The organism is Paenibacillus albidus, assembly GCF_014644435.1.
Taxonomy (GTDB): Bacteria; Bacillota; Bacilli; order Paenibacillales; family Paenibacillaceae; genus Paenibacillus_AQ; species Paenibacillus_AQ albidus.
Window position 1 is genome coordinate 37,532 of record NZ_BMKR01000045.1, and the last position, 22,476, is coordinate 60,007.

Genomic DNA, 22,476 nt, shown 5'->3' on the forward strand with positions numbered 1-22,476 from the left:
GCCCTCCTGCGAATTAGATTTTAAATTTCATATGGAACAGATGTGCGGCGGCGCCCCTCAAATACAGCCAGCTCCCGATATCCGGTCTCCCAAAGCTGCTTGCGGGCCTCCTGAAGGCCTTCGCCGAGCTTGGCAGGGTTGTGGGCGTCGGAGCCCAGCGTGAGCGGAATGCCAAGCGCCAGCGCCTCCTGCAGCACATGCCGCGCCGGGAACATCTCCGCGCAAGGTTTGGTCAGCCCCGAAGCATTCAGCTCCATGGCTATTCCGGCCTCCGCGATCGCCTCCAGGGTACTGCGCTCAAGCGCTCTCACTTCAGCTTGCCCCTCCGCTGTCTGCGGGCCATAACCAAAACGCTTGATCACGTCCATATGTCCTATAATATCATATAATCCGGATAACGCCGACTTCTGAACCGCTGCGTAATATCTGCGGTAGACCTCCAGCACATCCTTGCCTTCCCATCCATGTACCTGGCGGTGATCTGTAATATCCCATTCCCCCAGAAAATGCACGGAGCCGATGAGATAATCCCACGGATAGGGCGACAGCAGCTCGCGGATCTGTTCTTCATATCCCTCGATATAATCGGCTTCCAGACCTACACGCAGTTCAATATCGCTCCGGTAGCGTTCCTTAAGCGTCAGGCACTCCTCCACGTAACGCGGAAGCTCGGCCAGAGGCATGGCCATTTCCGGATAATAGCTGGCAGGGTCCACATGAATAAGCGGCAAATGATCAGATAACCCCAGCTGCTCAAGCCCCAGCTCGATTCCGCGCTGCACATATTCCTCCAGCTTGCCTACCGCATGCCCGCAGCGCTCGTGATGGGTATGATAGTCGATATGCATGACTTCGAAGGCCCCTTTCTTAATCGCGGCGCGGCCGCTCGTGCCGTGCGCTCAGCTCTTCCATGATTTCGTCCAGCGGCAGCTTGCGCTCCTGAAGCAGCACCAGCAAGTGATAGATCAGATCACTGATCTCCAGGCGCAGCTCGGCATTGTCTTTGTTTTTGGCGGCAATGATGGTTTCGGAGGCTTCCTCGCCCACCTTCTTCAGAATCTTATCGACGCCCTTATCGAACAGATAGGTAGTATAGGCCCCCTCCGGACGTTCCACCTCACGCTCTGCAATTACACGTACCAGTTCCCCCAGTACAGCGAAACGTTCGCTGTCTTTCTGAACATCAACAGCTTGCGCTCCTGAAGCAGCAGCGGCTTCCTTGGCCTTCTTGGCACTTGCAGCCGCAGCTCCCTCCAGCGGAATTTCACGGTAGAAACAAGAGGTCTCCCCTGTATGGCATGCCGGACCTTCGGGAACAACCTTTACCAGCAGCGTATCGCTGTCACAATCATAGTGGATGGAGGTGATGGCCTGCGTATTGCCCGATGTTCCACCTTTGTGCCATAATTCTCCGCGCGAGCGGCTCCAGAACCAGGTCTGTCCACTTTCCAGCGAAAGCCGCAGTGATTCCGGATTCATATAAGCGAACATTAATACTTCCAGACTGTTCTCATCCTGTACGATGGCAGGCAGCAGCCCGGCCTCATTCCAGCGGATGCCCCCTAGAATCCCGTTAGGGTCCAGGGCTGTATTCTCTTGTGTTTGACTCATCGGATCTCCACCCCTTTTTGCTTCAAATCGGCCTTCAGATCATGAATGGCAATCTCTTTATAGTGAAAAATGGTAGCGGCCAGACCGGCATCAGCCTTACCCTCTGTAAACACATCATAAAAGTGCCCGTTATTCCCTGCCCCGCCCGAGGCGATCACCGGGATACTGAGCAAATCGCAAACTGCCGCGGTCAGCTTCAGGTCGAAGCCATCCTTCGTCCCGTCGGCATCCATGCTAGTCAGCAGAATCTCGCCGGCTCCCAGCTTCTCGGCTTCCTTGGCCCAATTCAGCGCACGGATTCCGGTAGGCTTGCGCCCGCCATGCGTATATACTTCCCACTCGCCCCAAGCCTCATTATATTTGGCATCTATCGCCACTACAATACACTGTGACCCGAACCGCCGCGCGCCTTCGAGAATAAGCTGCGGATTCGTGACAGCAGCCGTGTTAATGCCTATCTTGTCCGCACCGGCACGCAGGATGCGCTTCATATCATCCGGAGCGGATATCCCGCCGCCAACCGTAAATGGAATGGCAATCTCCCCGGCGGTCTGCCGTACGACCTCAACCATCGTAGCCCGGCCTTCCACAGATGCAGAAATGTCCAGGAACACAAGCTCATCGGCCCCCTCGCGGTCATACAGCGCCGCCAGCTCCACCGGATCTCCGGCATCACGCAGATTCACAAAATTAACACCTTTGACCACCCGTCCGTCCTTAACGTCCAGGCAGGGTATGATACGTTTCGCCAACATGTGGTAACCTCCTTATTACTAACGGTTCGCTCCCCCTAAATCCCCCTTAGCCAAGGGTACACAATAGGCCCCGGCCTCACATACAACTTTAGCGGTACTTCTACAACTATTTTTACAATTCAAAGCCCACACTCAGCTGCTCATCTCTTTTGACAGATCTCCTGCCTGCAAATAGCGGGAATCCAGCAAAACCGGCTGCATTCCGCAAGCCGGTTCATTGCTTTGTTTCTGCACAAAGCCACCAACTGGTTACTTCTGGTCAGCAAACGGCCCGGTGAATAGGGAGCGATACGCGAAAGCTACTTCTGTGCCAATGCCTGCAATGCTTCAGCCAGGTCGATATTTCCGGTGTACAGGGCTTTGCCGACGATGGCGCCGCCCACACCGCTGCCGCTATGCACGTTAAGGCGCAGCAGGTCATCCAGGCTGGTTACACCGCCGGAGGCAATGACCGTCTTGCCGCTGGTAGCGGCCATGGACAGGATGCCCTCCACATTCGGGCCCTGCATCATCCCGTCCCGGGAGATGTCAGTGTAGATGAAGGTTTCCGCGCCTTTTCCAGCCAGCTCCTTCGCCAGATCCTCGGCGCGCACCTCGGAGGTTTCCAGCCAGCCATGAGTGGCTACATACCCGTTGCGGGCATCAATACCGATAGCGACCTTGTCGCCGTATTTCGCGAGTACCGCTTCCGTAAACGCGTGGTCATTGATTGCCGCTGTGCCAATAATGACACGGCTGACGCCCAGCCCCAGCAGCTTCTCGACATCGGCAAGACTACGCAGACCGCCGCCAACCTGTACAGGCACATTCGCTTTGGCTGCAATTGCCCCAATAATAGCATCATTGACCGGATGTCCAGCCTTTGCTCCATCCAGATCGACAAGGTGAATGAACTTGCCCCCCTGCTCCTCCCAGGACTTAGCTACGCTCAGCGGGCTGTCGTTGTAGACTGTTTCCTGATTATAATCACCTTGCTTCAGTCTCACACACTTACCATCCCGGATATCAATCGCCGGATATACAATAAAAGAAGACATTGACGCTCCCCCGCTCTCGTTACAATATGTGTACAGCGCAGCCTCAAGCTAACCCGAGGCCCGCCAGATTATCTTGTCAGCTTCAAAAAATTGCCGAGCAGCTTCATGCCCAGCTCCCCGCTTTTTTCCGGGTGGAACTGCATCCCGAACACCTTGCCGCGCCCAACAACCGCCGTCACCGGATGCCCGTAATCGGTCACCGCAAGCAGGTCACTCTCCTGTTCCACTTCGGCATGATAAGAGTGGACAAAATACACATGACCCTCTTCCAAGCCTTGCAGCAACGGACTCTGCGGCTGACGGAACTCCAGCTTGTTCCAGCCCATATGCGGCACCTTGTAAGCGTCTCTTGGCGCGAACCGCACCACCGAGCCCGGCAGAATGTCCAGTCCTTCGTGGATGCCGTGCTCCTCGCCGCGGCTGAACAGCAGCTGCATGCCGAGGCAGATCCCGAGCAGCGGCTGATCTCCGGCGGCGGCCTGCTTGACCACACTCGCAAGACCGCTCTCCCGTAAATGCGCCATTGCATCGCCAAACGCACCAACACCCGGCAGAATGACACTGTCCGCAGCCAAAATGCGCTCCGGGTCACCCGTCACCAGACTCTCCGCTCCGAGACGCTCCACCGCCTTGCTGACACTGTGCAGGTTGCCCATGCCATAATCGACGATCGCAACGGCCATCTTACAGCACTCCCTTCGTAGAAGGCACACCCTTCACTCTTGGATCAACCAGCGTAGCTTCATCCAGCGCACGGCCCAGCGCCTTGAACACCGCTTCAATCATGTGGTGCGTGTTGGTACCGTAGTGGACAATCACGTGCAGCGTAATCCGCGCCTCCAGCGCAAATTTCCAGAGGAATTCATGCACCAGCTCCGTGGAGAAGCTGCCTACCTGCTGTGACGGATACTCTGCCCGGTACTCAAAGTGGGGACGGTTGCTGATATCAATCACCACTTGGGCCAGCGCTTCATCCATCGGGACGAAGACACTCGCGTAACGCTTGATGCCTTTTTTGTCGCCGAGTGCTTCACGCAGCGCCTGTCCAAGGCAGATTCCGATATCCTCCACCGTGTGGTGGTCGTCGATCTCGATATCACCACGCGCTTCTACGGACAGATCGAACTGCCCGTGCTTCGCGAACAAATCCAGCATATGGTTAAGAAAAGGAACATCTGTCGTAAGCTCCGCCTCTCCGCTGCCATCTACAGCCAGAGACAGCTTGATGTCCGTCTCGTTCGTTTTGCGGCTAAGCCCGGCCTGTCTTGCGGCCTGTTCCTTATTGTTGTCCATTCCCGTCTCCACCCTTCGCTTCGTTCTCCAGCCTGATCTCAATCGCGCGGGCATGGCCTTCCAGCCCCTCACGTCTGGCGAGTTCAATAATCGTCTGCCCGTCACGCAGCAGCGCTTCCTTGCTATAGTAAATTAAGCTTGATTTCTTAATAAAATCATCCACGTCCACCGGCGAAGAGAAACGTGCCGTGCCGTTCGTAGGAATGATATGGTTCGGTCCGGCAAAATAATCCCCTACCGGCTCCGAGCTGTACGGCCCCAGGAAGATCGCCCCGGCATTCTCGATGCTGCCCGTCAGGCTCATCGGGTCCGCTGCGATAATCTCCAGATGCTCCGGTGCCAGCCGGTTCACTACGGAAATCCCTTCCTCGATGGACTCCACGACGATGATCGCGCCGTAATTCTCTATGGACGCGCGGGCAATCGCCTCGCGCGGCAGCTCCTGCAGCTGCCGTTCCACCTCGGCTGCCACCGTGTCCGCCAGGCTCTGCGACGGTGTCACCAGGATGGCCGAGGCCATCTCGTCGTGCTCCGCCTGCGAGAGCAGGTCGGCCGCGACGTAAGCCGGCTCGGCGCTGTCGTCCGCCAGCACCACGATCTCACTCGGTCCGGCGATGCTGTCAATATCAACAGCGCCGTAGACCTCACGTTTGGCCAGCGCAACGTAGATGTTGCCTGGCCCGCAGATCTTGTCCACCGGCGCGATGCTCGCCGTGCCGTAGGCCAGCGCGGCGACCGCCTGAGCGCCGCCTACGCGGTACATCTCGGTAACGCCCGCTTCCGCGGCGGCGACCAGGATGTACGGGTCAATGCCCGCCTTGCCGCCTGTGGATGGCGGCGTCACCATCACAATCTCCGGCACGCCTGCAATCTGTGCCGGAATCACGTTCATCAGCACGGAAGACGGATACGCCGCCTTCCCGCCGGGAACATATACGCCCACGCGTTTCAGCGGGCGGATGATCTGGCCGAGGATCGTGCCGTCCGGCTGCAGATCCATCCAGGAATTGCGTTTCTGCCGGGCATGAAACGCCCGGATGTTCGCGGCGGCCGCACGGATCGCCGCAACAAAAGAATCCTCCACCCGGCTGTAAGCCGCCTGGAGCTCCTCCGGGGTCACCCGCAGCTGCTCCGGCAGCAGCGACACCCCGTCAAACTGCTCGGTGTAGCGGAGAAGCCCCGCGTCACCTTCTTGTTGGACAGCGGCCACAATTTCCTTGACCGCCCGGTTCTGTTCGGGCGTCCCGTACTCCACTTCCCGTTTCAGATCAAACTCCTTGCTTGATTGGACCTTCACCGCTGGTTCCTCCCTTAAGACAGCCTTAACGTTGATTTCCGCCTACCTGCAGGCCCGGTGCTGCAATAACCGCCTGCAGACGGTCGCACAGCTGCTGGATCTGCTCATTCTTCATCCGGTAGCTTACCCGGTTAGCCACAAGCCGGCTCGTAATCTCGAAGATGCTTGTCATTTCAATCAGCCCGTTGTCCCGCAGCGTCTGACCGGTCTCCACCATATCCACGATACGGTCGGCCAGACCAATCAGCGGCGCGAGCTCAATGGAGCCGTTCAGCTTCACCACTTCAACCTGTTGTCCCTGCTCCCGGAAATACCGGGAAGCCACGTTCGGATACTTGGTCGCTACACGCTGCTGAATCCCCGGCTCCCAGCCCGGCAGTCCGATGATTGACATGCGGCAGCGTGCAATGCCCAGATCGAGCAGCTCATACACATCACGGTCTTCCTCCAGCAGCACATCCTTGCCCACAATGCCAATGTCCGCCACGCCGTATTCTACATAGGTAGGTACATCTACCGGCTTGGCGAGGATAAATTCCATTCCCGCTTCCGGAATCGGGATGACCAGCTTGCGTGAGGCTTCTCCGTCCGGTGGAATCGGCAGTCCGGCCTGACGGAACAGCTCTGCTGCTTTATTGTAAATCCGGCCTTTGGGCATGGCCACCTTTAAGATCTGTCCCATTGAATATTGCCTCCATTTCCGGTGCGTGTCTATAATTCATCCAGCCTTAGCTATGCTCGCTTACAAAAGAGACGAACGTGTAAATCTTCCTATACTGTGCCCCGGCCGATTCAACCGTCTCCGGGTCCAGCCGCTTGACGGTCTGCAATTCTTCCGGTCCCGTAGCCAGCCGGGTTACGACGGCATGGCCTTCCGCCCGAAGACGGGAAGCTTCCTGGAGACCTTCTCCCCGGCGGAGCGCATCATACTGGACCAGGATTGGCAGCTCTTCGCTCTCCGGCGTGCCTGCTACGCCATCCAGAATCCGGTTGGTCTTAAGCGAGAACCCTGTGGAAGGAACCGCCCGCCCGAATTGCTGCAGCAGATTGTCGTACCGTCCGCCGCTGCATACCGGGAAGCCCAGCTCCTCCGCATACCCTTCAAAGGTCATGCCTGTATAGTAAGAAAAGTCCCCGATCATGGTCAGATCAATCAGCACATGCTGCGAAACCCCGTAAGAGACCAGCACTTCCCACACCTTGCACAGATGGTCGATCGAGGTGCGGGCCAGCGGGTGGCTGCTGAGCTCAAGCGCCTGGCCGCAGATTTCCTTGCCGCCCCGCAGCCGCAGCAGCCCGTCCAGCTCCTGCTTTTGGGCTTCCGGCAATGCAAGCTGCCGCAGCGTCTCGCGGAAAGCCACATAATCGCGTCCCAGCAAATGGCCTTTCAGCTCCTCCTGAGCCTCCGGCAAGCCCGGTACTGCTTCCTGGAACAAGCCGTTCAGGAAACCGACATGGCCCATGGCGATTTTGAAGGACTTCACTCCTGCCGCCTGCAGCGAAGCAATCGCCAGCGCTACCACTTCGGCGTCCGCTTCCGCTGAATCATCGCCGACCAGTTCCACGCCGGTCTGGAAGAATTCCGCTTCCCGGCCGGCTTCTTCTTCAATAGCCCGGAAGACATTGGCGTGATAGGACAAACGCAGCGGCAGCGGCTCATCTTTTAATAAAGAAGACACTACACGGGCCACAGGCGCTGTCATCTCAGAGCGCAGAACCAGGGCCTGGCCCCGGTTGTTCAATAATTTATAGAGCTTCTGATCGGACGTGGAGCTGGCTACGCCGACCGTATCATAATATTCCAGTGTGGGGGTAATCATCTGCCGGTATCCCCAGCGGCTCATGCAATGCAGCACATCATTCTCAATCTTGCGCAGCTTCGTTACCGCACGCGGGAGATAATCCCTTACGCCAGCCGGCTTCTCGAATCCCTTCGGTTTGGACATCTTCACAGGTCACCTCATCCGATATCATTAAGAGTTCTCCGCCCTCCACTTTACCATGGTAAAGTGGTAGCAAATTAAAGTATTTTCAACATCGTATCACGGACAACACTTTTACGTCAATCAACCCTTGCTTATAGCATAGCATTTATAATTCCTATATAAACTGAACTAATAATTTTTCTATAGGGTTTAGATCGTGACTACGGCGAATGTTTGGACTTCCGGCCGCTGCCCGTCTGCAGATTTCTTTATTTATACCACCCTTCGCGGTTGAAATCTCCAGACAAAGGCGGTCGCTACCGCTCCTACAGTTCCAAAATCCCCCTCTGTCACTTTTCCCTTATTCTTAATTGTTCAGGTTCAATCTATATATTATTAAATATACCGTTCTTCCCTTTACGCGTATAGCTCTTCCCCTGCATTAATGAACCGCTTACAATTTTCCTCTTTACAAAACTGCCGTTCGCGAAGTAAGATACTCAATAAGTTGTATACAAGTATACATCGAAACACATTCAAAACTTTGTAAGGAGTGAACGGACGATGAAGTTGGGCATGATTGGCCTCGGAAAGATGGGATTCAACCTTGCGTTAAACCTGCTGCGTCTCGGGCATGAAGTAGTAGTCAGTGATATCCATCCGGAGAAGGGTGCGGAGCTGGCCCGGCATGGAGCACTATCCGCTTCATCCATAGAAGATCTGGTCAACAAGCTGGAGCGCCCCCGGATCATTTGGCTCATGGTTCCCGCCGGCGTTGTTGAAAGCGTAACCGAAACGCTCGCCGGGCTGCTCGAAGCGGAAGACATTATTATCGAAGGCGGCAACTCGCATTACCAGCAGTCCATTGCACGTGCAGAGAAGCTGCAGAAGCTTGGGATTCACTTTTTGGATACAGGCACCTCCGGCGGCACCGAAGGAGCCGAGCACGGAGCATGCCTTATGATTGGAGGCAATCGTGAGGTATTCACCAGCGTAGAGCCTCTCTTCAGAGATCTTGCTGTCGATCAGGGCTACTTGTATGCCGGGGAAAGCGGCAGCGGGCATTTCCTCAAGATGATTCATAACGGCATCGAATACGGCATGATGCAGTCGATTGCCGAAGGCTTTGAGCTGCTGGAGAAAAGCAGCTTTGACTTCAACTACGAAGACGTTGCCCGCCTATGGTCAAACGGCTCGGTGATCCGCGGATGGCTGATGGAGCTTACGCAAAGTGCTTTTTCCAAAGATCCCAAGCTTGCCGGAATCCGCGGCGTGATGCAAAGCTCGGGAGAAGGCAAATGGACCGTGCAGACCGCCCTGGACCTGCAGGCCAGTACCCCGGTGATTGCCTTGTCACTGCTGATGCGTTACCGCTCCTTGGAGGAGGATACCTTTCACGGTAAAGTTGTAGCCGCACTCCGCAATGAATTCGGCGGGCATGCCGTAGTCAAAGAAGACTGAAATCGGGACACCCTCTCCTTTTGCGGACGGGGCAGCGGTACATTTTAAAGCGATGACCCTGAAGACATTGTATGCTAAAATCGTTAAAGTACCCTTGTACCTTAGCCTGCAATTTCATCATACCTAGAGGAGTCGTTTAGAATGCAATACCCTTCTGCCTGGCTGCAAGGAGTCTCTCTCGGAGAATCAATCGCCTGTGAACTGAGGCTGCAAATAATAAATGAGAAGATTAAACAAGGAGAGGTCCTCTCCGAGAATCGGATTGCTGCGGACTTCGGCACCAGCCGTTCGCCGGTTAGGGAAGCGCTTAAATCGTTATCCAGTGAAGGCTTGATCCGTCTCGAAAGAATGGGAGCCGTTGTCGTCGGCCTTAATCTGAAGGATGTCAAGGAATTATACGATGTACGTTATCTTATCGAAAGTTTCGCCCAGAAGAGACTGGCCGGAAGGAACAATGAATCGCTTATCAAGCAATTGGAGCAGATCATCGACAAAATGAAGCTTTCCGTCAAATACAATGACTTTGTTGAATTTGCCTATCAGGACTTTTCTTTTCACGAGGCTATAGTTACTGAGGCGAGTCATACCCGGATTTTGCATTTATGGAACAGTATTCGCCAAATCGTCATGACTGTCATTCTGATCACAACTGAAAAGGGCTTCGACAACGGGGAGGAACGCATGAACTGGGTGGCTGAGAAGCATTGCTCTGTAGTTGAGGCTCTTCGTACCGGGAATATCGAGACCATTGACAAAGTGGTACAGGAGTATTTTGCCGACTCGGGGCAAACGCTGATCCGAAGTCTGCCCTAAGCAGACTTCGACCGGTAGACGGTGCGGATTTTTTTCCTCTATGTTGTCGACAAGTATACCGATTATATTTTATTAAAACACTTTCGGTTCGGGTATCGTAACCTAATCAGCATTTGTTTAAGTCACCCTTAGGAGGGAATAACCATTATGGAAAGCTTATTTGGACTTAGTCATGATTCAACGCTGTTGATTTGGACGCTGCTGGTGATTGTTGTGCTGGTTATGCTTATCGCCAAATATAAATGGAATCCGTTTGTCACGCTGCTCGTTTCTGCGCTGGCTTTGGGCCTTTTGGCCGGAATGGAGTATCAGACACTGATTAAATCCATTACGGGTGGTCTGGGCGGCACCTTGGGGACGATTGCTATAGTTATAGGCCTTGGCACCATGCTGGGGAAAATGATGGCGGAGTCCGGCGGGGCAGAACGTATCGCCAATACGCTTGTAGATCGTTTCGGAGAGAAACGCGTTCACTGGGCTATGATGCTTGTCGGTTTTGTCGTGGGTATCCCTGTGTTTTTTGAGGTAGGCGTAATTCTGCTTATTCCGGTAGTGTTCATGGTAGCCCGCAAGACCAAAATGCCTCTGCTGCAGATCGGAATCCCGATTCTGGCTGGCCTGTCGACGGTGCATGGACTCGTTCCTCCGCATCCGGCACCTATGATCGCCATTGGTGCCTATGATGCAAATTTGGGTAAAACGATTTTATACTCCATCCTTGTAGGGCTGCCTACAGCTATTATCGCCGGACCGCTGTTCGGGAAATTTATAGGAAAGCGTATCCAGGTCACACCTCCCGCAGAACTGGCTGAACAATTTGCGGCCAAAAGCGTACGTGATTTGCCCGGCTTTGGCATTACACTGTTGACCATCTTGTTTCCTGTTATCCTGATGCTGATCGGTTCGGTAGCTGACATTCTGGATCCGGAGGCTGTGAATTCCTTTACTCCTTTTGCCAAATTTATAGGACATGAGGTCATTGCATTGCTAATTGCCGCTGTGTTCTCCTTCTTTTCGCTGGGTTTTGCACGCGGCTTCAAGAAAGAAGACATCTCCCGCTTTACCAACGAATGCCTTGCGCCTACAGCGACCATTATCCTGATTATCGGCGGCGGCGGCGCTTTCAAGCAGGTGCTGATTGACAGTGGAGTCGGCGGAGCCATTGCCGCTGTGGCTACTCAATCCCATGTGAACATTATCTTGTTCGCCTGGCTGGTAGCCGCACTTATTCGTGTAGCCACCGGTTCCGCAACAGTAGCGATGACAACGGCAGCCGGTATTGTTGCACCGGTACTCGCCGTAAGCACCGGCGTCAATATTGAACTGGTCGTACTTGCTACCGGTGCAGGCTCATTGGTGCTCTCCCATGTGAATGATGCAGGGTTCTGGATGATCAAGGAATTTTTCGGCATGTCTGTTGTGCAGACACTGAAGACCTGGACGGTAATGGAGACCCTCCTGTCCGTAGTAGGCTTGATTTTTATTATGATATTAAGTGTCTTTGTGTAACAATGGAATCAGTTACGGCAACGGGACGGCAGAGTATTCTGGCCGCCCCGCTTCCCATTCTCCGAAGCAGAAAGAAGGGCTGAAGATTGAGCAAACAGTATATGATTGGCGTTGACATCGGAACGACAAGCACCAAAGCGGTTCTCTTCGAGAAGGATGGAACCATCACCGCTCAAGCGAATGAAGGCTATCCGCTTCATCAGCCTTCACCATCCATAGCCGAGCAGGACCCCGAACAGATCAGCTTTGCCGTCATTCACACGATTTCGGAAGTGATGAAGAGCAGCGGCATTGCCCCCGAAGACGTCATGTTCGTCTCTTTTAGCTCGGCCATGCATAGTATTATCGCTGTTGACCACGCCGGAATCCCTCTGACTGCCTGTATCACATGGGCGGATAACCGCAGCGCCAAATGTGCGAAGCGTCTAAAAACGGAGCTGGGCGGGCATGAACTCTATTTGCGCACCGGCACTCCTATTCATCCTATGTCTCCGATTACCAAACTGATGTGGCTCCGCGAAGAGCAGCCTGAGCTTTTTTCACGGACCTATAAATTTATTTCCATGAAAGAATACATATTTGCCAAGCTGTTCGGTGAATATGTCATTGATCACTCTATCGCTTCCTCAACAGGCCTGTTGAACTTGGAGCAGCTTGACTGGGATCGTGAAGCCCTGGAGCTTGCGGGCATCACCCCGGACCGTCTTTCCACACTTGTGCCCACCACTCACATCATGAAGGGGCTGCAAGGCGGACTGGCGGAGGAACTAGCCCTGCTGCCCTCCACCCCGTTTGTGATTGGAGCAAGCGACGGTGTTCTCTCCAATCTTGGCGTGGGCGCCATAAAGCCGGGTGTAGTGGCTGCAACCATCGGCACCAGCGGGGCCATCCGTACCGTTGTCGACCGCCCGCTTGTAGATCCCAAGGGACGTATCTTCTGTTACGCTTTAACCGAAAAGCTGTGGGTGATCGGCGGACCGGTGAACAATGGCGGAATGCTGTTCCGCTGGGTCCGTGATGAATTCGCAGCCTCCGAAGTCGAAACCGCCAAACGTCTGGGGATCGACCCTTATGAAGTGCTCACACGCATTGCCGAGCAGGTGCCCCCGGGGAGCAACGGCCTGCTGTTCCATCCTTATCTGAACGGGGAACGGGCTCCGCTGTGGAATCCGGATGCACGCGGCTCTTTTTTTGGTCTATCGATGAACCACCACAAGGAGCATATGATCCGTTCCGTACTGGAGGGCATCATTTTCAACATGTATACCGTCCTGCTGGCGATGGAGGAGATTATCGGACGTCCGAGCCAAATTCTCGCAACCGGGGGATTTGCCCGCTCTTCCCTCTGGCGGCAGATGATGGCGGATATCTTTGACCAGGAGACGATTGTACCCGAAAGCTTCGAGAGCTCCTGCCTTGGAGCCGTTGTTCTGGGCCTTTATGCTACGGGAGAAACCGCTTCGCTGGATATTGTATTTGAGATGATCGGTTCAACGCACAAGCATACTCCGATGGATGAGCATGCTGCGATATATAAGAAGCTGCTGCCGATCTATATCTCGGTCTTCCGCAGTCTGGAAAGCCAATACGAGGCGATCGCCGAATTTCAAAGAGAGCAGGCAGGAGAGTAGCCATCGCAAGGTTGCCTTCGCCTCATTCAAAAAAGCGCCGGCCCCCCTTAAGGGGACCGGCGCTTTGGGTGTTATTCTACATTTGTTTGGCTTGCGCTCCTGAACGCTGAACGCCCGGCTTCGGCTTCTGCGGTGCAGATCCGAACACTACCCAAGCTGCATTCACATAACGGAAAGCTAAGGCGACTACAAGCCATGAGCCCAGCAGGGCTACCAGCCAGCCCCCGGCAATCGCTGCCATATAGGCGAGCGAGCCGCCGTGAAATGGCAATTTGCGATACAGGAAGAGCAGGGCCGGATGCAGCAGATAAATACCGAATGAACAAGCTCCAATCGACAACAGCAGCCTTGTAAGCAGGCTCCTTCCGGCACCATACAGAAGGAAGGAGACTTGCAGCAGCACGATACAGGAGAGCAGGGCATGCAGATTGGAGAAACCTTCGTACCACAGGCTGTTGATGACCGTCTTTTTGGTATAGTTGTTAAACCACAGCTCCACATGCACGGTCCCAGCGGCAGCCCATAACAGCCATAACGTAATCCACACTGGACCTTTGCCTGTGCGCCAGCCCTCCCGCGTTAGGATCAGCCACTTTTTCAGGATCGGATAATAGGCAGCGATAGCAGCCCCAAGCAGAAAGTACGAGAAGTAAGTGATCGCCAGACTGCCCTTGGAGAGCTTCCAATATCCGTGATTCACCATGTATTTGTTGAGCAGCACAAAACCCCATTGGATCAGCAGTCCAATGATAGGCGCCCATGCCGCCAGCCGGCGGACTTTCTGAAGGCACCACAGCACCAGCGGAAACAGCACATAGAACTGAATAATGATAATGACATAATACAGATGTGTATAGGCCGTTCCCGTCCATAAATACTTCCACAGCTTCGCTGCCAGCTCCAGTGGAGGCAACCCCCAGGTATGACCGGCAGTCATTTTCAAGGCAAAGTAGGCCAGCGAGAATACGATATACGGCACAATGATGTAGATCATTCTCCGGCCATAGAATTTCCCCAGAGTTTTGCCGCTTAACGGGCGGTCTATATAATTGTAGAACAACACGAACCCGCTTAAGAATACAAAAGACGGCACGGCAAACTGGCTGAATTTATTAATGAACAAAAACGGATGGAACATCGAAGTATCCAGCGTTTCCGCCAGTGTGCGCGAAGTGGCATGGATAGCGAGCACCGCCAGAATGGCGATCGCCCGGTAGATGTCCAATTGAGGTATTCTTTCTTTTTGTCCCATCAGATTTCCTCCTGTAAAGCTATGCATCGCATTGGTGCCCTATCCCGGCAGCAGTTATCCTTGTTCGGCAGGCTCCACGTCCGGTCCCCGTTTCAGCTCCCGCAAGGGATTGCCTCCTACAAAAGCACCCGCAGCCACATCCTTATGCACCACAGAACCCGCGGCGACAACGGCCCCGTCCCCAATGGTGACGCCGGGAAGAATGGTTGTATTGGCACCGATCAGCACATTCTCCCCAATGACCACCTCACCCAGACGGTACTCCTTAATCAAGTATTCATGGGCCAGGATAGTGGTGTTATAGCCAATAATGGAGTTATCGCCCACTGTTATTTTCTCGGGAAAAAACACATCGACCATAGCCATTAGCCCAAAAGCCGTATGTTTGCCCACCTTCATCCCGAGTATTTGCCGGTAAATCCAGTTCTTAAGGGGCAGTATAGGACAATAGCGGGCAATTTGGATAAAAATAAAATTCTTAACGCCCTTCCAGGGACTAACTGTACGATAAATATACCATAATGAATTATGTCCCTCTGTAGGATAGCGTGTTACTTTTCTGGCCATTCGGTTGTCCCCTGCTCCACGAGCTCAAGAATATCCTTCATGTCATGGATAATATGATGTGGTTCATACCTGCGCAGCACTTCTTCACCTTTGAGGGACCAGGAGACTCCCGCCACGTATACACCTGCTGCCTTGGCCGACTCGATGTCGACTGCACTGTCACCTACCATCAGCGTTCTGCGCGGGTCCACACCCAAATTGCGCACAGCCGTAAGAACGGGCTCCGGGTGGGGCTTCGGCTCCGTAACATCGTTGACCGTCACAAGAGTATCCATGTATTTCAGCAGGTCAAACATTTCCAGTGCTTTAATGGTTGTCGGCCGGATTTTGGTGGTTACAATGCCAAGCTTAAATCCCCGGCGTTTCAGCTCCTCCATCGTCTCGTTGACATGCGGGAAGGGGCGAACCAGTCTGTCATGATGCTCATAACTATAGGCGCGGTAAGTTTTCTCCAGGGCAGAGATATCTTCAAGGCCTGAGAACACCTTCATCTGCTGCTGGAGTGTCGTCCCCATATGGGGAATGATCTCTTCCCGGGTTAGGGGAGCAAGAGCGTTCAACTTCAGCGTATGCATGAATGAATTGATAATCAATTCATTGGTATCGACAATCGTCCCATCCAGATCAAAAAGAACGCATTCTATCATAGTTGTTTACTGCTCCTTTTTCTCTTCACCCACCGGTTGATTCGGTTCGGCTCCCTTGCTGTGCGGCTTGTGCTGTGGTGTGTTCGCTGCACTTTCAGGAACTACAGTGTCTGCAGCCGCCGCCTTCGTACTCACGATAGGATCGGAGTAGTGTGCTTTAGGTTGCCCGGTCACGCGGCGGATAATTATAAGTGCTATTGCGGCTACAATAAGCAGCAGAGAAAGCAGCTGGGAAATGCGGATATCGCCATAATCCGGATCGAGATATCCCTGTTCAAATCCAAACCATGTCATTGGACTCCATAAACCGTTAATGAATGAGACCAGCCCGCTGCTGCCATTGAATGCCAGGCTGTCTGTACGCAAAGCTTCAATAAAGAACCGTCCGATCGAATACCAGATTAAATAAGACAGGAAAATTTCTCCGGCCCGCACAAACTTCTGCCGGCGAAGCACCATCAAGAGAGCGATGCCGAGCAGACTCCATAAAGACTCATAGAGAAAGGTGGGGTGGTGGAAAGCATCCTGTATGTACATTTGATTAACAATGAAGTCAGGCAAATGCAGCTTATCCCGTAAAAAAGATTCTTCAACCACTCCGCCGTACGCTTCCTGGTTCACAAAGTTTCCCCAACGTCCAATCATTTGACCGGCCAGCAAACCTGGGGCACAAATATCGACCACACGCCAGAACGAATACCCTTTGTAGCGGAAATAAATGATTCCGCATATAATCGCTCCGATCAGTGCTCCATAGATGGCTATGCCTCCGTTCCAGATCTTGAAGACATCCCAGAGATTATCCTTGTAATCTTCCCATTTGAAGGCTACGTAATAGATACGCGCTCCAATAATTGCCGAGGGCAGGCCCAGCAGCAGCATATCCATAAAAAACTCCTGTGAAATCCCATACCGCCGGCCTTCACGAATACACAGCAATAGTCCGGCCAGCGTACCTAAGCCCAGGATCAATCCGTACCAGTGAACCGGCAATGATCCAATGGAGAAGGCCACAGGATTTATCGCCAATGAAAAAAACATATACTCACGCTCCTAATCCAGATCATCCATATCTTCAGAGATGGTGGCTGTAAGTTTATTGGTAAACTGCAGGGCAGCGTTAAAGCCCATCTGCTTCAAGCGGTAGTTCATTGCTGCAACCTCAATAATGACCGCAAGGTTACGTCCAGGGCGTACAGGAATGGTAACCAGTGGAATATCGGTGTCGATAATCCGTGTAGTTTCCTCATCCAGTCCTAAACGGTCATATTGCTTGTCCTGCTGCCAGGCTTCCAGCCGGACAACAAGCGTAATACGCTTATGATTACGGATGGCTCCCGCACCGAACAACGTCATTACATTAATAATGCCGACTCCGCGAATCTCCAGCAAGTGGCGGATCAGCTCCGGTGCCGTACCATGCAGCTGGTTATCCGAAGTCTGCCGGATCTCGACTGCATCATCTGCGATCAGACGGTGTCCGCGTTTAACTAGTTCAAGAGCTGTCTCACTTTTACCAATTCCGCTGCTGCCGGTAATCAGCATTCCCACCCCATACACATCACAGAGCACGCCATGGATTGTCGCAGTTGGGGCAAGACGGCCTTCCAGAAAGCTGGTCAGACGGCTGGAGAAGATCGTTGTTGCCATTGCACTCCGCAGTACCGGCAACCCCTTCTCATTGCTTATATCAATTAGCTCCTGGGGCACTTCGAGGCCGCGGGTAATCACGATGCAGGGGGTATTGTCATTACAGATTCCCCGAATACGGGTCTTGCGCTCTTCTTCAGGCAGCATCGAGAAAAAGGCCAGCTCAGTCTTGCCGAGCAGTTGAACACGTTCTTCCGGGTAATACTCGAAATAACCGGCCATCTCAAGGCCCGGACGGTTCAGATCATCGACCGTAATCGGTCTTTTTAACCCTTCGTGTCCAGAGATAACTTCCAATTGAAAATTCTGCACCAATTCTGATACTTTAACTTTCTTTGCCATATATGTTCGTCCTTTCGTCATCCTGGGGATGAGGTTGTGCTCCACAAGCGTCCGGTTTGTCTCATTTTTTGCAAAAGGTCCCGGATGTTAATTCTCCTGCTATCTTAAAGGATTACGCCCCTTAATGCAATCATTATGGATCACAGGGCCCTTGGCAGACCAAAAGAAAAAAAGCTGCAGGAGCAATCTCCTTGCAGCCAATCTTAAGAACGATCCCTATCATAGAAAAAACCGCCCGAAGGCGGTCTTCTATTGCAGCAGGGTCTTATCCCAGCAAGATATTAAGTTCGGACTCTTTATCAAAGAGGTGAATTTTGTTCATGTCGATAGCCAGTTTAGGCTTGCTGCCTTCACGGGTAGTCGAACGTCCGTCTACACGGGCAATAACTGTGCCGCCACCCAGGCCGCTCAGGTAAAGGAGCATTTCATGACCCAGATTCTCGGTTACATCCACCAGGGAAGTGAAGATAGTGTTCGGGGAAGCTTCCAGGAATACTGGCTCTTCGTGAATATCTTCCGGACGAACGCCCATGATTACTTCTTTGCCAATGTATCCTTTGTTACGGATAATTTGTGCTTTGCCGCCTGGTACTTCAACATCCAGATTCTCTGCACGGAAACGAACAGCACCGCTTACTTCGGACAAAGTACCTGTAATAAAGTTCATTGTCGGGGAACCGATAAATCCGGCCACGAACAGATTAGTAGGCTCATTGTATAATTGCTCAGGAGAAGCTGCTTGTTGAATGATACCGTCGTACATTACTACGATACGGTCACCCATTGTCATGGCTTCCGTTTGGTCATGCGTTACGTAGATACAAGTAGTTTCAAGGCGTTTCACCAGTTTGGTGATTTCGGCACGCATTTGACCACGAAGTTTAGCGTCCAAGTTGGAAAGAGGCTCATCCATCAAGAAGACTTGCGGGTCACGGACGATCGCACGGCCCAAGGCAACACGTTGGCGTTGACCACCGGAAAGCGCCTTCGGTTTGCGCTCAAGCAAGTGTTCGATGTCGAGAATTCTTGCAGCTTCGCGCACTTTTTTGTCGATTTCTTCTTTCTTCACTTTACGCAGTTTCAGACCAAATGCCATGTTTTGGTATACGCTCATATGCGGATACAAGGCGTAAGATTGGAATACCATCGCGATATCGCGGTCTTTAGGAGCCACGTCATTAACGACACGGTCGCCAATGTACATTTTACCTTCAGAGATCTCTTCCAGACCTGCGATCATCCGCAAAGTTGTGGATTTACCGCAACCGGATGGGCCAACCAATACTAGAAATTCCTTATCTTTAATATCAAGATTGATATCGATTACTGTCGCTTTATCAGAACCCGGGTATTTTTTGAAAATATGCTCTAAACGTACGCCTGCCATTGTATTTCCCCCTCGAGTCATTTATTGTATTACAAGTTCATTGCATTTCTTATACATTTATCTTACTCCAGTTGAGTCAGGCTGGCTATTTGTAACGTTCACAAAAAACCTATTTCCTTTTCGTCACTTTATACAATAGCATGGTCAGCTTTACAATGGCTGCATCGCTGAAGCTTCGTACATCGGCACCCGTCTCCTGTTTGATTTTGTCCAGGCGGTAGAGCAGCGTATTGCGGTGAATATAAAGCTTCTTTGCCGTCTCGCTCACATTGCAGTCCATCTCAAAAAAGGTCTCCAGCGTCAGCAGCATTTCTTTATCGGCCAGCAGGGAGGTATAGTCTCCAATCTGTCCAAGCAGCTGTCTGCGACGGACCACGGGAATACTGTTGACCAAACGTTCCAAATGCAGCTCCCAAGGCAAATGGATATACTCCCCCACCTGAAAAATGCGTCCAAGCACAATCGTCTCTCTCAGCAGAGCTACAGAACCTGTTAGTCCTTTGACCGGTACTATAGCCGGTGCCACTGCTAAATGAAAAACACCGACCCATTCGCTGGCAATCAATTCATGAAGACCCATACAAGTCTGTGCCAGCAGATCATCTTCATTGTCTTCCTCATCTTCTTTATCATCCCCGCCTGTAAGGAGTTCCTTACGGGCTAATATTAACCATTCTTTCTCCAGCAGCGGGATCAACAGGATCTCTTTCTCAAAATAGCTGCGCAGGAGCTTCATCAGTGACCGGTAAGTAATCTGTGGACTGTGCACATTCTCACTGCTAAGCAGAAACGGAATAGTATCCCCAAACAAACGGCCCTTCAGGGCAATGTCGTCCGGAATTTCAATATCGTCCTTTTCCTGCTCCAACTGGGAGTTCAGCCAGCTTCCAAGCTGCCTGGCTTCGACTTCGCCTTCCTCCTTGACTCCCGTTGCCTGAAGCGCAATGGCAAAATTGCGGGCTGCATAGTCGGTCAGCTGCACTTCCAGAGGAGTAAGTCCCTCCATCTCCACCCATACCACGGTAACACGGCCATCGCTTTCGTAGAGGGGAACCAGCAGTTTATCTTCATAGAACACAGGTTCATCCTGCTTGCCTATACGAAAAAGAGAAGCGGACAGCTGCCTTCCCAACTGCTTGATCCCGGTTCTTTTTCCGGTGAGTTGCTCCAACTTTTGACGCAATACCTCACTATCCATCGTCACCATGCTCCACCACTTTTGCTCTTTTCGCCTATTTTATCATATTTCCCCGAATTATGCGGAATTGCTGTATAGCAGTCTGATGACACCTTCTGCAGCCGTTTTTTGTAGGGTTCTATTTCCTTTGAACAGCTGCCGGCTCGAGTTCCTTCATTTTTCTCAAAGCTTTATGAATCCAGATGCCAGCAATAGCCCCATCTCCCATAGCCACCGTAGCTTGTTCTGCATGAACCGCTACATCCCCGGCCACCCACACATGTTCGACACTTGTCATTAAGGAACGCGAGTCTGCTTCGATGTGTCTGTTCTTATGAAGTTTGGCTCCCAGCTGCTCCGCCAGCCCTGAATGCACGGGATTTCCTCCAAAAGCAATAAAACCGCGCTCCGCAGGAATGAAGGTACCCTTGTTCAGAGCGATCCCTTGGATCCGGCCTTCCTGCTCTTGAATGTAAGCTGCTGGTGCTTCTATATAATGAATCCCTTCAGAGTCCAGCCGCCGCCGGTTATCCTGGGATAATGGCTTCTGTTCATGATTGATATATGTTAAGTCGTCGGTCCGTTCCCGTAAAATAAAAGCCATAGCTGCACCCACGTCTCCCGAACCGAGCAATACCGTTTTCAAGTTCTGAATTTCGTACCCATCGCAGTCGGGACATACATAAATCGTATTCCCCAGAGCATTAATGATCCCCGGAAGTTCGGGGAAACGATCCATGATCCCTGTAGCCAAAAGCAATGTTCTCGCTTGATAAGTTTTGCCTTGCTCTCCCTCAAGCCGGAACAATTCCTCCTGCTTCTCCGCCAAAACAATCCTGTCGGTCACAAATTGGACTCCCGTGCTCTCTGCCTGCCTCCGTCCCCGGTCGCGCAGCTCCTGACCCGAAATACCGTCAGGCCATCCCAGAATATTATGATATTTCCGGCATAGGCTTGACCTGCCTTCCCCCGCATCAATCACCAGAACATGATGTGCAGAGTAACGGCCCAGTTGAATCGCCGCCTGCAGCCCGGCCAAACCCCCGCCAACTATAATTGTATCGTAAATCACAAGCTATCCCTCATTTCTGCTCAGCAGTATAGACTTATAATTAAACGAAGCCGTAAGTTTTAAACGAGATATGGATAATTACTTTTCAGAAATATCTTGAAAAATAAAAAACAACAAAAAAGCCACCACCCTAAGGTGATGACTTTCTGATTGGGATGAGCCATGAAGGACTCGAACCTTCGACACCCTGATTAAAAGTCAGGTGCTCTACCAACTGAGCTAATGGCTCATAAATGGTGGGGGATGATGGATTCGAACCACCGAACACTAACGTGAGCAGATTTACAGTCTGATGCGTTTGGCCACTTCGCTAATCCCCCAAAAAGGTGGCTCGGGACGGAATCGAACCGCCGACACGAGGATTTTCAGTCCTCTGCTCTACCGACTGAGCTACCGAGCCTTAAAATTACATAGAAATGAAGCGGAAAAGTCATACACTTCCCACTTAATTTGTGGAAAAAATGGCGGAACCGACGGGATTCGAACCCGCGATCTCCTGCGTGACAGGCAGGCATGTTAGGCCAACTACACCACGGTTCCGCGATTTAATAAAAATGGTGCCGGCGAGAGGACTTGAACCCCCAACCTACTGATTACAAGTCAGTTGCTCTACCAGTTGAGCTACACCGGCACGGTGTAAATAAAGATGAGCTTGTACATACATAAAAGATGGTGGAGGCTGAGGGGATCGAACCCCCGACCCTCTGCTTGTAAGGCAGATGCTCTCCCAGCTGAGCTAAGCCTCCGGGTATGTATGGTAGCGGCAGAGGGGATCGAACCCCCGACCTCACGGGTATGAACCGTACGCTCTAGCCAGCTGAGCTACGCCGCCACATTACAAAGCTTATGGATTAAGGAATGGCGGAGAGAGAGGGATTCGAACCCTCGCACCGCTTACGCAGTCTAACCCCTTAGCAGAGGGTCCCCTTATAGCCACTTGGGTATCTCTCCAAAATGATCTTCCATTGTAATCCACACAGGAACTTAATTCCTGAAAACTGAATCCGAATCGAATTTGCGTTCTATATATTTTGGATAAGCCCTCGACCG

The 22,476-nt window shown here is 52.4% G+C and carries 21 protein-coding genes and 8 tRNA genes; 4 read left to right on the forward strand and 25 right to left on the reverse strand.

Translation table 11 applies throughout. The features are described 5' to 3' along the window. Nucleotides 1-20: 20 nt before the first annotated feature. The 9 genes from hisJ to IEY53_RS30500 all read right to left on the reverse strand — a co-directional run bounded on the left by hisJ (nucleotide 21) and on the right by IEY53_RS30500 (nucleotide 7,939). Entirely contained in the window at nucleotides 21-848 is an 828-nt protein-coding gene (gene hisJ / locus IEY53_RS30460) for a histidinol-phosphatase HisJ (RefSeq protein ID WP_189031555.1), read from the reverse strand. Nucleotides 849-867: 19 nt separating this feature from the next. Then, nucleotides 868-1,611, reverse strand: coding sequence for a bifunctional phosphoribosyl-AMP cyclohydrolase/phosphoribosyl-ATP diphosphatase HisIE (hisIE, locus tag IEY53_RS30465; protein ID WP_189031556.1), 744 nt, complete (start codon nucleotides 1,609-1,611; stop codon nucleotides 868-870). Further along, nucleotides 1,608-2,366, reverse strand: a complete 759-nt coding sequence (hisF, locus tag IEY53_RS30470) for an imidazole glycerol phosphate synthase subunit HisF (RefSeq protein WP_189031557.1) — start codon at nucleotides 2,364-2,366, stop codon at nucleotides 1,608-1,610. Before hisF ends, hisIE begins: the two co-directional genes overlap by 4 nt. A gap of 299 nt (nucleotides 2,367-2,665) precedes the next feature. Continuing rightward, entirely contained in the window at nucleotides 2,666-3,403 is a 738-nt protein-coding gene (gene hisA / locus IEY53_RS30475) for a 1-(5-phosphoribosyl)-5-[(5-phosphoribosylamino)methylideneamino]imidazole-4-carboxamide isomerase (protein WP_189031558.1), read from the reverse strand. A gap of 68 nt (nucleotides 3,404-3,471) precedes the next feature. Next, the gene (hisH, locus tag IEY53_RS30480) at nucleotides 3,472-4,086 is read right to left on the reverse strand and encodes an imidazole glycerol phosphate synthase subunit HisH (protein ID WP_189031559.1); all 615 of its coding nucleotides are present in this window, start codon (nucleotides 4,084-4,086) and stop codon (nucleotides 3,472-3,474) included. A gap of 1 nt (nucleotide 4,087) precedes the next feature. Continuing rightward, a complete protein-coding gene (gene hisB, locus IEY53_RS30485) occupies nucleotides 4,088-4,696 on the reverse strand; it encodes an imidazoleglycerol-phosphate dehydratase HisB (protein ID WP_189031560.1) in 609 nt (202 codons plus the stop codon). After that, the gene (hisD, locus tag IEY53_RS30490; protein WP_189031562.1) at nucleotides 4,683-5,993 is read right to left on the reverse strand and encodes a histidinol dehydrogenase; all 1,311 of its coding nucleotides are present in this window, start codon (nucleotides 5,991-5,993) and stop codon (nucleotides 4,683-4,685) included. Before hisD ends, hisB begins: the two co-directional genes overlap by 14 nt. A gap of 25 nt (nucleotides 5,994-6,018) precedes the next feature. After that, entirely contained in the window at nucleotides 6,019-6,675 is a 657-nt protein-coding gene (gene hisG, locus IEY53_RS30495) for an ATP phosphoribosyltransferase (protein WP_189031564.1), read from the reverse strand. Between the two features lie 46 nt (nucleotides 6,676-6,721). After that, nucleotides 6,722-7,939: an ATP phosphoribosyltransferase regulatory subunit gene (locus tag IEY53_RS30500; RefSeq protein ID WP_189031566.1), complete on the reverse strand. Its 1,218-nt coding sequence runs from the start codon at nucleotides 7,937-7,939 to the stop codon at nucleotides 6,722-6,724. A gap of 543 nt (nucleotides 7,940-8,482) precedes the next feature. On the opposite strand from IEY53_RS30500, the gene gnd reads away from it, so the two are divergent. The 4 genes from gnd (at nucleotide 8,483) to gntK (ending at nucleotide 13,332) form a co-directional block, all read left to right on the forward strand. Beyond that, nucleotides 8,483-9,379, forward strand: coding sequence for a phosphogluconate dehydrogenase (NAD(+)-dependent, decarboxylating) (gene gnd / locus IEY53_RS30505; RefSeq protein ID WP_189031568.1), 897 nt, complete (start codon nucleotides 8,483-8,485; stop codon nucleotides 9,377-9,379). 141 nt (nucleotides 9,380-9,520) lie between these two features. Continuing rightward, the gene (locus tag IEY53_RS30510; protein WP_189031570.1) at nucleotides 9,521-10,192 is read left to right on the forward strand and encodes a GntR family transcriptional regulator; all 672 of its coding nucleotides are present in this window, start codon (nucleotides 9,521-9,523) and stop codon (nucleotides 10,190-10,192) included. Between the two features lie 147 nt (nucleotides 10,193-10,339). Beyond that, on the forward strand, nucleotides 10,340-11,701 hold the full coding sequence (locus IEY53_RS30515) for a GntT/GntP/DsdX family permease (protein WP_189031572.1): 1,362 nt from the start codon (nucleotides 10,340-10,342) through the stop codon (nucleotides 11,699-11,701). Nucleotides 11,702-11,802: 101 nt separating this feature from the next. Continuing rightward, nucleotides 11,803-13,332 (forward strand): gluconokinase, encoded by a 1,530-nt coding sequence (gntK, locus tag IEY53_RS30520; protein ID WP_189031596.1) that lies wholly within the window; start codon nucleotides 11,803-11,805, stop codon nucleotides 13,330-13,332. A gap of 76 nt (nucleotides 13,333-13,408) precedes the next feature. Here the strand turns inward: gntK and IEY53_RS30525 are convergent, their stop codons facing one another. From IEY53_RS30525 to IEY53_RS30600, 16 genes are all read right to left on the reverse strand, one after another. After that, complete coding sequence (locus tag IEY53_RS30525) at nucleotides 13,409-14,584, reverse strand: acyltransferase (protein ID WP_189031574.1); 1,176 nt, start codon at nucleotides 14,582-14,584, stop codon at nucleotides 13,409-13,411. A 54-nt stretch (nucleotides 14,585-14,638) separates the two neighbouring features. Continuing rightward, nucleotides 14,639-15,151 (reverse strand): acyltransferase, encoded by a 513-nt coding sequence (locus IEY53_RS30530; protein WP_189031576.1) that lies wholly within the window; start codon nucleotides 15,149-15,151, stop codon nucleotides 14,639-14,641. Further along, nucleotides 15,136-15,798, reverse strand: a complete 663-nt coding sequence (gene ppaX, locus IEY53_RS30535; protein ID WP_189031578.1) for a pyrophosphatase PpaX — start codon at nucleotides 15,796-15,798, stop codon at nucleotides 15,136-15,138. The genes IEY53_RS30530 and ppaX overlap by 16 nt, the downstream gene beginning before the upstream one ends. A 6-nt stretch (nucleotides 15,799-15,804) precedes the next feature. Next, a complete protein-coding gene (gene lgt / locus IEY53_RS30540; RefSeq protein WP_189031580.1) occupies nucleotides 15,805-16,839 on the reverse strand; it encodes a prolipoprotein diacylglyceryl transferase in 1,035 nt (344 codons plus the stop codon). A gap of 12 nt (nucleotides 16,840-16,851) precedes the next feature. After that, nucleotides 16,852-17,790 (reverse strand): HPr(Ser) kinase/phosphatase, encoded by a 939-nt coding sequence (hprK, locus tag IEY53_RS30545; RefSeq protein WP_189031581.1) that lies wholly within the window; start codon nucleotides 17,788-17,790, stop codon nucleotides 16,852-16,854. A 265-nt stretch (nucleotides 17,791-18,055) separates the two neighbouring features. Beyond that, a complete protein-coding gene (locus tag IEY53_RS30550; RefSeq protein ID WP_189031583.1) occupies nucleotides 18,056-19,177 on the reverse strand; it encodes an ABC transporter ATP-binding protein in 1,122 nt (373 codons plus the stop codon). Between the two features lie 109 nt (nucleotides 19,178-19,286). Continuing rightward, on the reverse strand, nucleotides 19,287-20,375 hold the full coding sequence (locus tag IEY53_RS30555; RefSeq protein ID WP_189031585.1) for a PucR family transcriptional regulator: 1,089 nt from the start codon (nucleotides 20,373-20,375) through the stop codon (nucleotides 19,287-19,289). A gap of 118 nt (nucleotides 20,376-20,493) precedes the next feature. Then, entirely contained in the window at nucleotides 20,494-21,426 is a 933-nt protein-coding gene (locus tag IEY53_RS30560) for an NAD(P)/FAD-dependent oxidoreductase (RefSeq protein WP_189031587.1), read from the reverse strand. 156 nt (nucleotides 21,427-21,582) lie between these two features. Further along, nucleotides 21,583-21,655: transfer RNA gene (locus tag IEY53_RS30565), tRNA-Lys, on the reverse strand. Nucleotides 21,656-21,660: 5 nt separating this feature from the next. Continuing rightward, a tRNA-Tyr gene (locus IEY53_RS30570) sits at nucleotides 21,661-21,746 on the reverse strand. Between the two features lie 7 nt (nucleotides 21,747-21,753). Beyond that, nucleotides 21,754-21,826 (reverse strand) — tRNA-Phe (locus tag IEY53_RS30575). 62 nt (nucleotides 21,827-21,888) lie between these two features. Further along, nucleotides 21,889-21,966, reverse strand: a tRNA-Asp gene (locus tag IEY53_RS30580). Between the two features lie 15 nt (nucleotides 21,967-21,981). Next, nucleotides 21,982-22,057: transfer RNA gene (locus tag IEY53_RS30585), tRNA-Thr, on the reverse strand. 39 nt (nucleotides 22,058-22,096) lie between these two features. After that, a tRNA-Val gene (locus IEY53_RS30590) sits at nucleotides 22,097-22,172 on the reverse strand. A gap of 9 nt (nucleotides 22,173-22,181) precedes the next feature. Further along, nucleotides 22,182-22,258, reverse strand: a tRNA-Met gene (locus tag IEY53_RS30595). Nucleotides 22,259-22,285: 27 nt separating this feature from the next. Then, a tRNA-Ser gene (locus tag IEY53_RS30600) sits at nucleotides 22,286-22,377 on the reverse strand. Nucleotides 22,378-22,476: the final 99 nt, after the last annotated feature.

Coding starts and splice junctions, on each gene's coding strand:
- hisA (WP_189031558.1), bottom strand. CDS start 3,403: ATGTCTTCTTTTATTGTATATCCGGCGATTGATATCCGGGATGGTAAG.
- gntK (WP_189031596.1), top strand. CDS start 11,803: ATGATTGGCGTTGACATCGGAACGACAAGCACCAAAGCGGTTCTCTTC.
- IEY53_RS30550 (WP_189031583.1), bottom strand. CDS start 19,177: ATGGCAGGCGTACGTTTAGAGCATATTTTCAAAAAATACCCGGGTTCT.
- IEY53_RS30525 (WP_189031574.1), bottom strand. CDS start 14,584: ATGGGACAAAAAGAAAGAATACCTCAATTGGACATCTACCGGGCGATC.
- IEY53_RS30510 (WP_189031570.1), top strand. CDS start 9,521: ATGCAATACCCTTCTGCCTGGCTGCAAGGAGTCTCTCTCGGAGAATCA.
- gnd (WP_189031568.1), top strand. CDS start 8,483: ATGAAGTTGGGCATGATTGGCCTCGGAAAGATGGGATTCAACCTTGCG.
- hisJ (WP_189031555.1), bottom strand. CDS start 848: ATGCATATCGACTATCATACCCATCACGAGCGCTGCGGGCATGCGGTA.
- hisIE (WP_189031556.1), bottom strand. CDS start 1,611: ATGAGTCAAACACAAGAGAATACAGCCCTGGACCCTAACGGGATTCTA.
- hisF (WP_189031557.1), bottom strand. CDS start 2,366: ATGTTGGCGAAACGTATCATACCCTGCCTGGACGTTAAGGACGGACGG.
- IEY53_RS30555 (WP_189031585.1), bottom strand. CDS start 20,375: ATGGATAGTGAGGTATTGCGTCAAAAGTTGGAGCAACTCACCGGAAAA.
- IEY53_RS30530 (WP_189031576.1), bottom strand. CDS start 15,151: ATGGCCAGAAAAGTAACACGCTATCCTACAGAGGGACATAATTCATTA.
- lgt (WP_189031580.1), bottom strand. CDS start 16,839: ATGTTTTTTTCATTGGCGATAAATCCTGTGGCCTTCTCCATTGGATCA.
- hisB (WP_189031560.1), bottom strand. CDS start 4,696: ATGGACAACAATAAGGAACAGGCCGCAAGACAGGCCGGGCTTAGCCGC.
- ppaX (WP_189031578.1), bottom strand. CDS start 15,798: ATGATAGAATGCGTTCTTTTTGATCTGGATGGGACGATTGTCGATACC.
- IEY53_RS30515 (WP_189031572.1), top strand. CDS start 10,340: ATGGAAAGCTTATTTGGACTTAGTCATGATTCAACGCTGTTGATTTGG.
- IEY53_RS30500 (WP_189031566.1), bottom strand. CDS start 7,939: ATGTCCAAACCGAAGGGATTCGAGAAGCCGGCTGGCGTAAGGGATTAT.
- hprK (WP_189031581.1), bottom strand. CDS start 17,790: ATGGCAAAGAAAGTTAAAGTATCAGAATTGGTGCAGAATTTTCAATTG.
- hisG (WP_189031564.1), bottom strand. CDS start 6,675: ATGGGACAGATCTTAAAGGTGGCCATGCCCAAAGGCCGGATTTACAAT.
- hisH (WP_189031559.1), bottom strand. CDS start 4,086: ATGGCCGTTGCGATCGTCGATTATGGCATGGGCAACCTGCACAGTGTC.